This is a genomic window from Paenibacillus xylanexedens, assembly GCF_007676705.1.
In the GTDB taxonomy this organism is placed as follows: Bacteria; Bacillota; Bacilli; order Paenibacillales; family Paenibacillaceae; genus Paenibacillus; species Paenibacillus xylanexedens_C.
Genome location: NZ_VEBF01000003.1, coordinates 514,585 through 527,022 on the forward strand (window position 1 = coordinate 514,585; position 12,438 = coordinate 527,022).

Annotated in this window: 12 protein-coding genes; 5 read left to right on the top strand and 7 right to left on the bottom strand. The window is 47.3% G+C overall.

What is annotated here, in order from left to right; genetic code table 11:
* Positions 1-24: 24 nt before the first annotated feature.
* Positions 25-2,331, top strand: a complete 2,307-nt coding sequence (locus FS628_RS20165) for a carbohydrate-binding domain-containing protein (protein ID WP_145324816.1) — start codon at positions 25-27, stop codon at positions 2,329-2,331.
* A 158-nt stretch (positions 2,332-2,489) separates the two neighbouring features.
* Here the strand turns inward: FS628_RS20165 and FS628_RS20170 are convergent, their stop codons facing one another.
* On the bottom strand, positions 2,490-3,068 hold the full coding sequence (locus tag FS628_RS20170; RefSeq protein ID WP_145324817.1) for a class I SAM-dependent methyltransferase: 579 nt from the start codon (positions 3,066-3,068) through the stop codon (positions 2,490-2,492).
* Positions 3,069-3,094: 26 nt separating this feature from the next.
* Positions 3,095-3,766 carry an FHA domain-containing protein gene (locus tag FS628_RS20175; protein ID WP_145324818.1) on the bottom strand — a complete coding sequence of 224 codons (672 nt, stop codon included), beginning with the start codon at positions 3,764-3,766 and terminating at the stop codon, positions 3,095-3,097.
* 228 nt (positions 3,767-3,994) lie between these two features.
* Here FS628_RS20175 and FS628_RS31460 point away from each other — a divergent pair, with 228 nt between their 5' ends.
* The 3 genes from FS628_RS31460 to FS628_RS20185 all read left to right on the top strand — a co-directional run bounded on the left by FS628_RS31460 (position 3,995) and on the right by FS628_RS20185 (position 5,412).
* Positions 3,995-4,150 carry a hypothetical protein gene (locus FS628_RS31460; RefSeq protein WP_186327895.1) on the top strand — a complete coding sequence of 52 codons (156 nt, stop codon included), beginning with the start codon at positions 3,995-3,997 and terminating at the stop codon, positions 4,148-4,150.
* A 260-nt stretch (positions 4,151-4,410) separates the two neighbouring features.
* Entirely contained in the window at positions 4,411-4,914 is a 504-nt protein-coding gene (locus FS628_RS20180; protein WP_145324819.1) for an SMI1/KNR4 family protein, read from the top strand.
* A 171-nt stretch (positions 4,915-5,085) separates the two neighbouring features.
* A complete protein-coding gene (locus tag FS628_RS20185) occupies positions 5,086-5,412 on the top strand; it encodes a hypothetical protein (RefSeq protein WP_145324820.1) in 327 nt (108 codons plus the stop codon).
* Between the two features lie 164 nt (positions 5,413-5,576).
* Here the strand turns inward: FS628_RS20185 and FS628_RS20190 are convergent, their stop codons facing one another.
* Both FS628_RS20190 and FS628_RS20195 read right to left on the bottom strand, forming a co-directional pair.
* A complete protein-coding gene (locus FS628_RS20190; RefSeq protein WP_145324821.1) occupies positions 5,577-8,168 on the bottom strand; it encodes a DUF2339 domain-containing protein in 2,592 nt (863 codons plus the stop codon).
* A gap of 266 nt (positions 8,169-8,434) precedes the next feature.
* Positions 8,435-9,478, bottom strand: a complete 1,044-nt coding sequence (locus tag FS628_RS20195; RefSeq protein WP_313958621.1) for an LCP family protein — start codon at positions 9,476-9,478, stop codon at positions 8,435-8,437.
* Positions 9,479-9,590: 112 nt separating this feature from the next.
* Between FS628_RS20195 and FS628_RS20200 the strand changes: the two genes are divergently transcribed.
* Positions 9,591-10,565: an aldo/keto reductase gene (locus tag FS628_RS20200; protein WP_145324822.1), complete on the top strand. Its 975-nt coding sequence runs from the start codon at positions 9,591-9,593 to the stop codon at positions 10,563-10,565.
* Between the two features lie 144 nt (positions 10,566-10,709).
* Here FS628_RS20200 and FS628_RS20205 read toward each other — a convergent pair whose 3' ends face one another.
* The 3 genes from FS628_RS20205 to FS628_RS20215 form a co-directional block, all read right to left on the bottom strand.
* The gene (locus FS628_RS20205) at positions 10,710-11,171 is read right to left on the bottom strand and encodes a MarR family winged helix-turn-helix transcriptional regulator (RefSeq protein ID WP_186327896.1); all 462 of its coding nucleotides are present in this window, start codon (positions 11,169-11,171) and stop codon (positions 10,710-10,712) included.
* 131 nt (positions 11,172-11,302) lie between these two features.
* The gene (locus FS628_RS20210) at positions 11,303-11,980 is read right to left on the bottom strand and encodes a TIGR00266 family protein (RefSeq protein ID WP_017691614.1); all 678 of its coding nucleotides are present in this window, start codon (positions 11,978-11,980) and stop codon (positions 11,303-11,305) included.
* Positions 11,977-12,372: a winged helix-turn-helix transcriptional regulator gene (locus FS628_RS20215; protein ID WP_062836690.1), complete on the bottom strand. Its 396-nt coding sequence runs from the start codon at positions 12,370-12,372 to the stop codon at positions 11,977-11,979. The genes FS628_RS20210 and FS628_RS20215 overlap by 4 nt, the downstream gene beginning before the upstream one ends.
* Between the last annotated feature and the right edge of the window lie 66 nt (positions 12,373-12,438).

Here is a 12,438-nt window from a genome sequence, read left to right on the forward strand (position 1 = left end):
TTAATTCGAAGGGAACGATCCAATATGAAGAAGAACATGATAACAGGCAGCAAACTATGGTCCATCGCTATGATTACCAGCCTACTCGCAGCATGCAGTGCACCAGCAACCACAAGCACAACGGCCAATGCCGCAACGTCAACGACAGGAACAACCAAAACGGTATCCATCAGCGAGCAAACTTCTGTAAAATACGCAGATCTGGTCTCTCTGGATGCGGACGATACCCATATTAGCTGGAGTGAGGGGGATTCCACAGCGATTAAGCTGAACGGAACAACGGCAACAGTAACCGGTTCGGGTGCCAAAGCAGCGAATGGCTCAGTAACCATCTCCGAGGCAGGCACTTATGTACTTAGCGGTGAGCTAACCGACGGCCAGATCGTGGTTAACGTTGCCGATAAGGGCACCGTACATCTCGTATTAAACGGAGCAACCATTCATGATAACGACAGTGCAGCGATCTACATTCAGCAAGCCGGTAAAGCGGTGATAACGCTCGAAAAAGGAACCAAGAATACCGTTTCCGATGGTAAAACATATGTGTACGCCGACGCTACGACAGATGAGCCGGATGCTGCGATCTTCAGTAAAGCGGATCTTACGTTCAACGGTGCAGGTCAATTGACCGTCACAGGTAACTATAATGAAGGTATTACAAGCAAGGATGACCTGAAAATCATTAGCGGGACCATCAGTGTCAAAGCAGCCGATGACGGCATCAAAGGTAAAGATATGGTCGCCATCCAAGCAGGTACGATTACTATTCAGGCCAAAGGCGACGGCATTAAATCGACCAATGACACGGATACCACCAAAGGCTACGTTGCTATCGCAGGAGGTACCTTCGATATTCAGAGTGGCAACGATGGTATTCAAGCCGAAACCGCACTCGTTGCGGATGGCGGCACATACAACATTGTGACTGCCGGCGGTAGCGCCAATGCACCAGCCAAAGTAGAAGAAGGTCCATTTGGCGGCGGTGGCGGTGGATGGGGTGGCGGCACACCTCCAACGGATATGGGCACACCACCGGATGGCGAACCTCCTGCAGATATGCCGGAGATTCCGAATAGCAGCGGTACGAATGCAGGTGCTAATACAAACGGCGCAGCAGCATCCAGTTCTGCTAATGCAGCACCAGCGACGGATTCCAATGCCGATGCTGATTCAGCCACAACAGCAACCGAGTCTACAAGTGCCAAAGCGCTCAAAGCAGGTACAGACCTTACGGTTAATGGCGGTACGTATACCATTGATTCCATGGATGATTCCCTGCACAGCAACAATAACGTAACCATCAACGATGGAACATTCAGCATTGAATCTGGTGATGACGGCATCCATGCAGATCAGGCCCTGACGATTAACGGTGGAACTATCACCATTGCGAAGAGCTACGAAGGACTTGAGGGGGCAGTCATCACCCTGAATGATGGGGATGTGGATGTAACGGCATCCGATGATGGCGTAAACGCTGCAGGTGGCGAGACGGAAACAGCCGCGAATACAACGACAAGTACAGATAGTGCTACCACAACAACTGGTGCCGCAACGACATCCAACATCTCTGTGACCGAAACGACGGGCACAACATCGACTACCGATCAGGCATCCCAAGGTACAGATGCAGGTCAAGGCCGCGCACCCGGCGGTATGCCAGGTGCAACAGCGAGCAATAACGAGTTTCACATTAACGGCGGTTCCCTCACGGTGAACGCAGGTGGTGATGGACTGGATTCCAATGGTTCCATTAACATGACTGGCGGAACGGTTATTGTGAACGGACCGACGGATAGCGGCAACGGAGCATTGGATTATGACGGCACCTTTGAAATCAGTGGTGGATACCTGGTGGCTGCCGGAAGCTCTGGCATGGCACAAGGAACATCCGACGCGTCTACGCAAAATACCATTGTGATGACATTCCCTGAAACACAAAAAGCTGGAACACTTGTACATGTACAAGATAGCGAAGGCAACAACATTCTGACGTTCGCTCCGGCAAAAGATTATCAAACCGTGGTTGTCAGCTCCCCGGATCTTGCGAAAGATGGTTCCTACGTGATCTACTCTGGTGGTACATCGACAGGTAAAGCGGTAGATGGACTCTACACAGACGGTACGTATAGTGGTGGAACTCAAGTGGTTGCCTTCCAATCGACAAGCAATGTAACTTGGGTCAATGAATCTGGTGTAACTACAGCCAATTCAGGTATGGGTGGTCCAGGAGGAGGCCGTGGCCAAGGCGGCTTCGGAGGCGGTAGAAATCGGACGCAATCCGGTACAACCTCTGAGAGCACAGGCACTACTACGGATTCTGCAAAATAAGACATGATGCTGAGCGATACAGGTTACCTCGCTAGCTAAGACTAAACAAAAAAGGCTCCGAATTCACGTTCACAGTGAGTTCGGAGCCTTTTTACGTTATCTCTCTAGAAACAGGATTACACCGCCCTGTTTAAGGGAAAGTGGATGTATTCCTTCCCTCAGAAGGTGTAGACATACACTTTGGTGCGCAAGGCATCCCGGCATGTAATGGTGCGTAGCGGTTCTTTTCCCGGCAAGGCAAAACAGACGCTAATCACCTTGGCTCCGGGCGGAAGCTCACGACTGAACTTGTCCAGAAGCCGGGTCATGGCTCCCGGGAACAGATAACAGATGACACAGTCTGCATGTTCGTAGGAACTGGTGTAGATATCCCCGCGCATGAAGCGCAGCCTGCCCTGAAGAGAATGTCCTTTTCCCTTCGCTCGCCTTAAGCGAACACTCAGATAGGCAATCAGTTGGGAAGACCACAAGGGAATGATAGAATTCTCAATCCCAGTCAGCCTTTTGCCAGGACAATGCCTTACAACATCCAGTCCCAATGTGCCCCATCCGGAGCCTGCTTCAAGCACATCCCCGTACCCGGGAATCCGGTTCACCTCTTGAATGACCACCTGCCTGACGCGGCTGGATGTGGGCATCGGTGAAATTCCATTCTTCCAACTGATGAGCACGATGGATATGACGCCGATCAATGTCACCACGGCAATCAGCCATGGAATCAGGTAAATGATGAACATGAACTCATCCCTTTGTTATCACTCATTCATTCCGGCACATGAGACTTCATGTATACCCCTTTTTTGTAAACAGACTTGATGGTAAAGTGTACACCTAGCTTGCGATTCGTCCGATAGATCAGCGAGTTAATCTCGTCGATCCCTACCGCTTCACTCTCCAGCATGCTCCGCTCCGGCCACACCTGAGCCACAATCTGTTCCCTTGTCACAAAGTGGTCCAACTCACTGTACAGCAACTTGAACAGCTGATATTCCTTCTTGGATAGTGGAATTTCCACTTCTCCAATCTGCACCGTTTGCAGGTGATCCTGTAAACGTACGCCCTCACCCAGCAGATCCGACACACGATACTCCCTGGTCTCTCCAAGATCGCCTTCCGTGCGAAGCTGAATCAGGCCGTTGACCAACGTCAGGCTGTCTCCCTCGCCAAACGGATATTTCTCATACGGAACGAGGCGCTGCCCGTTCAGTTCGGTTCCATTTTTGCTATCCAGATCCTCAATCCATAGCTGCTGTTGTGCATCATAATGAATGCGGCAATGCCGCTTCGATATCATCTGATTATAGACAGACAAGTCCAACTCGCTGCCGCCTGTGTAACGTCCCACGGTAATGGAGCGACCCTGGCTTACATAAGCGAATGAGCCATCACTTTCCTGTCCTGGCGTACGAATGACGATTTTTGCCGTCTCCCGCATGTTATTCTCCCACCTTCAATGATCAATCGATCTCTATAAACATTTCGTAACAATAATGATAAGATCATCAGATTTGTTCCATTGTTTGCACCGCTATACATCCATATAGTGATATACAGGAACGATTTATATCTGGTTCTGCTAACTCTACTATACCAGACGTTGTGCTTTTTTTCTCATAACGGCCGGATGTCTACTTTAGCTCATCAACAAGAGAGGTACCTCCCTATGAACAAAAAAAACATTTTCATATACGTGCTGCTCGCCTTCGCCTTGTCCATAACATTAACCGTGCTCTCCCGCATGCATGATGATGGCGGAGAATCACTGAAAGGCACATCGGCTGCCGAAACCTCATGGTTACAAATGAAGATCCAGCCCTAAGTCTACTCTATTATAACGTGATCTCCACGCAAAACGTTTCACGAATGTCATATTAGGCTGAGCCCTAGACTCACATCAATAAGGCCCCAGATTGCTGATAACAGCAGCCCGGAGCCTCATTTTGGATTGAAAAACAAAGCCGAAAGTATAGATGATTGCATGATTTCAATCATAAACTGCCCGTACGTAAACGGGTAATATGATAAACTGATTTTACAGAAAATCTGTAAAGTCAGTTTTTTTGAGGAGGAGCTATATAGATGTTAATTAAAGCATTTAAGGAATGGTCAGACCAAAATGAAGGTCAGATTGAAATACTTGCTCCTACTGGGAAAACGACTGTTATGAATAGATTCAAACCTGGTGCATCCAAAGATAAATTAAAGGAACTTTACGAGTATTTTTCTGTTGCATTGCCTCCAGATTACATAAGCTTTTTACAAATATGTAATGGAGCATCCTTATTTGAAGACCCTGTATATGGCGGGGAGAGCTTCTTATATTCAGCCCAGGATGTTATACATTACAATGAAGCATCAGATAATAAGATTGTGATCGCCAAAATTCTTGATGATCGAATTTTAATCGATTTAGAACGTTGTCGCTCTCAGGATCAAGATTACTTGCTACTTTGTGAGAGTTTAAATCCTGTGGATTACGCAAGCCGATTTTACAGTAATTTTGAAACATGGTTAGATCGCTTTCTAATCTCTCAGGGCGAGAAGTTCTGGTACTGGAAGACAGAACGTAGTTTTGATGAATAAAAAGAAATCTTCTTCAGTTAGGTTGCTATTAAAAATATACCCTTTAAGATAGACATTTTGGAGCAAGTCCCTCTTAATAGGTATATTTTATTTTTTATAGGCTTAGTTCATTTTCAAGGTATGATCAATAGCTAGACCCGTGATTTTAACTTAATTTCCGGAGGTGTGAGTATGCTCGATGAAAGAGAGCTTCAAATTAAAGAGAGAATACAAGAAAGATACGATATTACGGAGCAAATATATTCAGCTTGGTTTACTGAAAATTCTGCGGTGCTTTTACCGAGCAATAGATTCTATCAAAAGGAAAACATAGAAAAGTACAGGGCAATTTCATATCTGCTAGACAGAGGATATATCGTTGCACAACCCGTAGAGAATGATCCGGAGACAGTTGCAGTAACTATAACCCCTGATGGCATAGACTACTATGAGCAAGGATATCTTAATGGAAAAGCAAACGGCATTCAAGTCGTCGAAGAAATTAAGAACAAGGAGTAAAGAATTTTGGAAGAACTCTGGATTTGAAACACTTCCGGAGTCCTTCCATTAGTTCAAATGAAAACATACACCAGTTCAAACTGCCCCCTCTGGGTTGTATCCTATTCTTTTCTCCTTAGTGATACATTGCTAACACATCATGGGCTGGAAGTAGAATCGTTACATCAATCTTGTTCTTCCTCAGGTACATTCGGTTCGTCGTCAGGCTTCGCTGTTGTTTCTCTGGACTGTATTTCCTCCATCCGGCTGGACACCTTCTGATACAGGTAGGAAATCCCCAGCAATAGTACGCCAAAGCTGAAATAGGCAAAGATTTTGCTGCCCGAGGTCAGCATACCCACATCATAGAACACCATCTTACCCGTGGCGAACAACGTTAGTCCCAGACCCAGACGCCGAATCATGACATATTTTCTACGGAATCCATACGCAATATAGAGAATCGCCAGCAGCAGATAGATCAGGCTGAACATCAGCCCCACATCGCCCCACTGGAACTGAATCGTCAGAAATACGGTGATGACACCCAGCAGATATACCCCTGCGATAACCGGGTACCATTCAATGCTCTTGAACTGCCCTCGGATGCCTGCAATCAGTAGATCCCTTCCTGCAAAGAATACCCCTACGTTAAAGATGATCAGCACCAGTAAACCAACAATCTCAGCCGCTGTATGCTGCTGAACTTCGGGCTGAAGCGCTGGCATGGTTAAGGTTACGGCCAGTGCAATACAGCAGCCAACGGCATGAAGGAAGGTGGTGTACACTTGCACGAAGCGATCACGTAACAACGTCACTTTGCTCAGTCCATAGGCCAATGCAATGGTGAGTGCTGCGAACATCAACAACTTGTAGAACATGTATAACAGGAACGTCCCATCGACAGCTCTGGTATACAATTCATTCGACTCATACAGTACGTATAACCACAGATTCGCAAGTGCTACATACTTGAATCCGTTCAGGAAACCCAGCTCCAGCGCGCTGTAATTGAATCTCTCTCTGGAAGATGAACTGCTGTGAACTGCCCAGGCATAATACAGTGTAATAAGTAAGGTTCCCAGCGTGATGCTGGTGTATTTTAACATAAAGTAAGAACGTTCCCCGATGAAGATTAGCGCCAGCAGATCATAGTACACGAAAGTGATTAGACATAGAAGCACGATGCCCCATCCGGCACGTTCCACCGATTTGAGCCGTTTCAGATGTCCGAGCGTTACTAGCAGAACGCCTTCAATTAACCAACCCATCGATAACCACTTGGCCCCGAACTGGAACGGAATAATCAGAATGGCGAAGGTTAGGGAAGTGGCATAAAAGAGTAGAATCGTCTGTTTCTCCTGAGCCATATTGCGCTGAACGAATCGTGCGAGGCCCAGATACACCACGCAGAAGATTAACGCCAGCAAGCCCTGAGCATCATTCCAACCCGCCACATCAAATAACACGTATAACATCAGACAACTAATGCTCGTATTCATGGCGAGTAGAGCGAAATCCCACCAGGTTAACTTCATCCGGTGTTTGAACGGATATGCCAGCGTAATGCCCAGATATAATGCAAACGTCACAATGGAATACAGCATGCCAATCTTCTCACTTGGCGACAGCCATAAGAGGATGAGCATGGACGGTGTGTTGAACAGAAAACTGATATAGTGTACCACAGGCCAACGTTTGCCGAATGAGATGAATACAATAATGCCGTTTAAGAGCAGCAGATAGATCATGGCTACATAGACAGCAGGGCCCTCAAGCCCGAACGAGAACATGTAGGAGAATAGCGGAAGATATCCACCTACTAGACCCAATGAACAGATGGTCTTCGACTGGTATCTCAAGGACAGCAATACAGAGATTGCCGATACCAATACAGACAAGCCAAGTCCCGTATATAACCCGATAATATGCAGTAAAAAGTAACTATAGAAGATGGATCCGAACAACACGGAGATCCCGCCGCCGAGCAGCCCCATCGCGAACGTCTGCCTTTTGCGACGGAACAGCCACTCTCCTCCCGCTAGCATCAGTGCACCGAGCAGGAAAAAGGCTCCGCTCTTCATCTCGTCATTAAACCAGGTCGAGTACGAGTATTGGAATGCTGCTCCAACACCCAGAATGAGAAGCAGGATGGCTACTTTGTTGATCCAGCTGAGTCCGATTTTCATCTCCATACGATTCTGCTTGATCCGGCGTTGAATAGTCTCTTCGCTCAATCCCTCCTCCGCCATCTGCTCATACCCACGACCCATGTTCCCACGTAAAGCCTCTTCTCTCTCCCGTACGGCCTGTCTGTGCATTTCAATCCGCTCATTCACCTCTGCCGCAAGGTAAGCAATCCTCTCCTTCACTTCGTGAGAATCTTCTTGCAACTCCTGTGCTGCCCGGTTGTACAGGGCGTTTAGATTGGATTTGGTTCGATGTTCATGAGATGCAATTCGATCATTATGTACCGCTGTTTTCCCTTGAAAATAGGTCTCCATCTTCTCCCGGAATACCCGGATCAGATTCAGCTTCTCATCCAGCATCTGTTCGGATAACGCCATGCGAAGACGTGCATTCTCTTCTTCCATCTTGCGCGAGCGAAGTTCGAGCTGTTGCAGCTTGAGCTTGTGGGCTTCGTACTGTTCTTGCAGCTGTTCATTCTGAACGATCAGGTCATCGGACTGGTATTCCTGGAGCAGGGCGTGATACTCCTTCGCCAGTTGCTTCTGCTGCTCCTGAACCTGTTGAAGCCGTTCCTTAAAATCCCTCATGAGCTTCCTCCGTTGGTTGATGTTTAATCTTTTCCCTATATTTTACTATATGTATGCCATAAAAAGAGGTTTAAACATTAGATATATCCGTGCAATATTTCATCCAAAGAATCTCAAACGCAAAAAAGCCGGGAAGCATACGCTTCTCCGGACTTATATTCATATACATACACCTTGGCATTCCAGGTACATTTGGCAAAATCTCTGATCCATTTCGGAGTTGGCGGAGTGCACAACCACAACTTCTCCATCACAAGAATCGATGACTATGCCGCATCACTCGTCTCCGATTGTTCGGCTGACTCGGGCTCAATTATCTCAGTCGCATCCGGGTCCAGCCAACTGGCGATCATGCCACGCACATATTGCAGATCGTCCTCCGACAGATCGTAGTACCATGTGCCACTGCGCGTTGCACCCTCACCCTTCAGCATATAATTGCTGATCGTTGGGATGCTGTCTTTCATATATAAGGACTCGGCAAATTTCACGATAAAGTCCGAGGTCATGTTGGTTGTAAAATTCGATCCGGCAATCTGGATTACATCCGGAATCTTGGTCAGATTTTTGACCTCCAGCGCACGATTCATGAAGGCACTTAAGAAAATCCGGTGACGCATCGTCCGATTGAAATCGGAATCTTCCCGATAACGCACATATCCAAGCGCTTCTTCACCGCTATAGATTGGTTTGTTGGCTTCGACAAACAGCTTTTCATGCGCTTTTGATTTGTTCTCAATATTCTTTTTGATCGGCAGTTCAACACCGCCCACCGCATCGACAATATCCTTGAGCCCGTTAAAATTAATTGCGGCATAGAAATCCACTTTGTTCCCCAGCAGATTCTCCACCGTGTCCATCGCCATCTTGGCTTCACCGTGGGCATAAGCTGAATTGATCTTCGACTTCACATCCCGACCGACAATCTCGGTATAGGAATCACGTGGAATGGACAGTAGCAGCACTTTATTGTCTTCTGGACGCACGACGGAATAGATGATAGTATCAGAACGGCTTGGTTCATTATCCCGCTGGTCAATCCCTAGCAGCAACAGCGAGAAAGGATCGGTATGTTCAACAACGGGTGCATCCTTATCACCAACCGGCTTGAAGGATTCATCGAGCGTTTCCTTTACGGTATCCGAAGCAAACAGGTTAAATGCAAACACGACGAGTTGCTTTTGATAGATAAATCCGAGTCCTCCCAACACCAGCAGCACACTCAGGATGATGATCAACGGCTTCTTCCATCTCTTCTTCGGTTTCTTCGGCTTCCGCCTTGTTAAATGTGCAGCACTGTTTTCCATCATATCTCCTTTAATAACGGGTTCTTAGAATCATTTAACTATATTAATAACACGTTTTCAATAGATTACGTTATAATCTGCATTACCAAGGTTTACAGAGAAGGAGCGATGAATGATGGATTATCGACATTTGGGCAATAGTGGTCTGCGTGTGTCGGCACTGGGGCTCGGCACCAATGCGTTCGGCAAACGCGCGGATGAAGCAGCTTCTACCCGCATTATTCATGCAGCGATGGATCAGGGCATCAACTTTATCGATACCGCCAATATCTATGCAGGTACAGAATCAGAACGCATCATCGGACAGGCCCTCGCAGGTCGACGGGAAAACGCGGTGCTTGCTACCAAAGCCGGACTTCCCCGGCATGATGGTCCTCATGGGCGCGGATCCTCCCGCTACCATCTGCAACAAGAGCTGGAAGATAGCCTGCGGCGTCTGCAAACGGATTATGTGGATCTGTATCAGATCCATACCTTTGATCCGCATACACCGCTGGATGAGACACTGCGCACACTGGACGATATGGTCACTTCCGGTAAAGTCCGTTACATCGGAGCCTCCAACTATGCAGCTTGGGAGCTGATGAAAGCACTGGGGATCAGTGAACAGAAAGGTTATGTACGCTACATCTCCACCCAAACCAGTTACTCTCTGGCTGACCGTACACCTGAGCTAGAATTGATACCGATGTGTCTGGATCAGGGTGTAGGCATTATCCCGTATTTCCCACTGGCAGGTGGCATTCTCACGGGTAAATATAACGGACAGGCAAGTGTGCCTTCCGGGTCCAGAGCAGACACCGATCCGTCCTTCAACCGTTTCCTGCTGGAGCATAACATCCAGCTAAGTGAACAAGTGAGTGCTAAAGCTGCTTCATATGGCTGCTCCCCGAGCGTGCTGTCACTCGCATGGCTGCTGGCACGCCCGGCTGTATCCACAGTAATTGTCGGCGCTACACGCACTGAACAGCTGGAACACAATCTCGCTAGTCTGGACGTGTCACTGCCAGATGAGCTGTTGTCCGATCTGGATCAGATCAGTGACTCTTTCCGCCGCCGCGAGCCGTTTGCGTCCTACCGAATCGATTGAAGCAACTGAAATAAACCTCCCGACGGATGAAGTCAGGAGGTTCATTTTGTTTTTGCATAGACATTATAATCAATAGTATTCAGAAAAATTTCCAATTCCACTACAATATGTAGTTTAATAAAATAAAAAAATTTATATTATGGATTAGCCCTCTGTTTTTTGGCGAAGAAACTCTTGCATGATCTCCAAATACTCTCCCTTACGATCATCCAATGTTTCGAAAAATGCCTTGTCCGATTCCTCGACCAGATGGATTCCCTCCACAGCCAATCGGGTTCCTTCTTCCGTTGTTGTGATAATATTGGCACGTGTATCCGTCTGATGACGAGCACGGGTAATCAACCCTCTCTTTTCAAGAGCACGCAGCACCTGAGAAGTCACGTTAACGTCCACTTTGGCAAATTGGGCAATCTGAACTTGCGTAACGCCTCTACCTTCCTCATCGTGTTCATTGAGCCATAGACAGGCGTGCAACAATACAAATTGCGGTTGTGTCAGTTCGAGGGGCTCCAGCACTCTGCGTACTTCCTTTTGCCACATCGATGTAACCTGCCAGAGCAGGTATCCCGGGCTTTCCTGTGCATTTTTATACCGTGAGCTTGTCATTTCATACCTCCATGATGTGTGACTTATGCAGCAGAATGTGTACCCATCAGACATTCAAGCAAGTCCGTTATTCCTATAACGATGATGGAAACACATCCGTTGCAACTCTGTGTGTTCTTCTGCAATAATATTTAGCGCGCAGGGATAAACTGCTTCACCCATTGTCCGAATCCTTGCGGATTGCGGCTCTGTATAAGAATGGTTCCTTCTCCACGGAACCGGCATACCAATCCTTCTCCACTTGTCACACTGGATAACCAGCCTTGTGAAGCTTTCTCAATACGGTAATCTACATAATGGGGCCATGCCACCAAATGGGCGTTATCCACGATCATTTCTTCACCCGCAGCCAGATTGATCGCATGGATTGCACCATAGGAAGACAGAAATACAGTCCCACGCCCGCTGATCTCAATAATAAAGAAACCTTCTCCCGAAAAGAGACCTTTCTTCAGGTTTTGCATTTTGGTATTTACCTGAATGCCCTCGGTACCTGCCAGAAATCCGTCTTTCTGCACATAGAGTGAATAGGAACCGTCCAATTCAACGGCTTCCACATCGCCCATGCTTGAAGGCGAGAGTAGAATCTCTGCCGATCCGCCCGCAGCCGTCAGTTCCTGGAAGAAGAACTTCTCCCCGCTCAGCATTCGACCGAACCCGGCAAACATTCCACCTTCCGCTGAACCCTTCAGTTCAACCGTCGGAGTCATGGATACCATCGCACCGCTTTCGGCCTTGAAACGTTCTCCCCGCTGCAAATGTACTTTAAGCATCGCAAAAGCACCATCATATAAAATCTCATAGTTCACGGTTGCACCAGCTCCCTATTGTCCGAGTTAAAATCATTCAGCCCGTTATCTTCCAACACTGCTGATTTGTCTCCGTATTCCTTCACAATATGCTGATCTCCCCAATTACAGAGCGCATTAAGAATCGGTTCAAGACTCCGCCCATAATCACTCAATTCGTACTCTACCTTGGGTGGGACCTGATTATATACAATCCGGTTCACGATTCCGTCGTTTTCAAGCTCTCTCAGTTGCTGTGTTAACATTTTCTGTGTAATAGCGGGCATAATACGCTTAAGATCACTGGTTCGCTTTTTCCCATGTGTCAGATGACATAGAATGACGCATTTCCACTTGCCACCGATCACCTCCAACGTTGCTTCAACCGAGATGTTATATTTTTTTCGAACCATTACTTGTTTCCTCCCTGATGAATTGAATTACATCCGATGCATGCTGTATAGGCACCAAAAAGTACG

What these genes read in the sequence shown, in the direction of transcription:
- FS628_RS20170 (WP_145324817.1), bottom strand. Translation starts at nt 3,068, where the DNA reads ATGTTCATCATTTACCTGATTCCATGGCTGATTGCCGTGGTGACATTG.
- FS628_RS20165 (WP_145324816.1), top strand. Translation starts at nt 25, where the DNA reads ATGAAGAAGAACATGATAACAGGCAGCAAACTATGGTCCATCGCTATG.
- FS628_RS20190 (WP_145324821.1), bottom strand. Translation starts at nt 8,168, where the DNA reads ATGAGGGATTTTAAGGAACGGCTTCAACAGGTTCAGGAGCAGCAGAAG.
- FS628_RS20195 (WP_313958621.1), bottom strand. Translation starts at nt 9,478, where the DNA reads ATGATGGAAAACAGTGCTGCACATTTAACAAGGCGGAAGCCGAAGAAA.
- FS628_RS20205 (WP_186327896.1), bottom strand. Translation starts at nt 11,171, where the DNA reads ATGACAAGCTCACGGTATAAAAATGCACAGGAAAGCCCGGGATACCTG.
- FS628_RS20175 (WP_145324818.1), bottom strand. Translation starts at nt 3,766, where the DNA reads ATGCGGGAGACGGCAAAAATCGTCATTCGTACGCCAGGACAGGAAAGT.
- FS628_RS20200 (WP_145324822.1), top strand. Translation starts at nt 9,591, where the DNA reads ATGGATTATCGACATTTGGGCAATAGTGGTCTGCGTGTGTCGGCACTG.
- FS628_RS20180 (WP_145324819.1), top strand. Translation starts at nt 4,411, where the DNA reads ATGTTAATTAAAGCATTTAAGGAATGGTCAGACCAAAATGAAGGTCAG.
- FS628_RS20215 (WP_062836690.1), bottom strand. Translation starts at nt 12,372, where the DNA reads ATGGTTCGAAAAAAATATAACATCTCGGTTGAAGCAACGTTGGAGGTG.
- FS628_RS31460 (WP_186327895.1), top strand. Translation starts at nt 3,995, where the DNA reads ATGAACAAAAAAAACATTTTCATATACGTGCTGCTCGCCTTCGCCTTG.
- FS628_RS20185 (WP_145324820.1), top strand. Translation starts at nt 5,086, where the DNA reads ATGCTCGATGAAAGAGAGCTTCAAATTAAAGAGAGAATACAAGAAAGA.